Genomic DNA, 490 nt, shown 5'->3' on the forward strand with positions numbered 1-490 from the left:
GGTCTGCATCGAGATCCCCGAAGGCACCGAGCCGGGCGACCACACGGTCATCGGCGAGGACGAAGAGGGCGGCACCGGTGAGGACACGACGAACGTCTACACCCCGACACTCGAGGTGACGTCGCCGGTTGCGGCCGGTGACGAGACCGAGGTGACGTCGGGTGGCTGGCTGCCCGAGTCGGCCGTCGAGCTCCAGCTCGTCGACCCCGCGGGTGAGCCCGTGGGCGACCCGGTCCCGGCGACGACCGACGCGGACGGCAACGTCCCGGCGGGCACGACCGTTCCGGTTCCGATGGAGGCCGAGCCCGGTGACGGCTACACGGTGGTGGGCACGGACGAGAACGGCGCCGAGGTCTCGGCTCCGCTCGAGGTCACGCCCGCCGAGTACGAGCCGACGATCGAGGCGACGAGCCCGGTTCTCGCGGGTGGCGACACGACGGTGACGTCGGGTGGCTGGCTGCCGGAGTCGGACGTCACGCTCCAGCTGACG

The 490-nt window shown here is 72.0% G+C and carries 1 protein-coding gene; it reads left to right on the forward strand.

Annotated features, from left to right (window positions below; all coding sequences use genetic code 11):
- On the forward strand, nt 1–490 hold a 490-nt coding region (locus tag GB932_RS18985), incomplete at both ends, for a hypothetical protein (RefSeq protein ID WP_197517173.1).

The organism is Microbacterium karelineae, from assembly GCF_009745985.1.
In the GTDB taxonomy this organism is placed as follows: Bacteria; Actinomycetota; Actinomycetes; order Actinomycetales; family Microbacteriaceae; genus Microbacterium; species Microbacterium karelineae.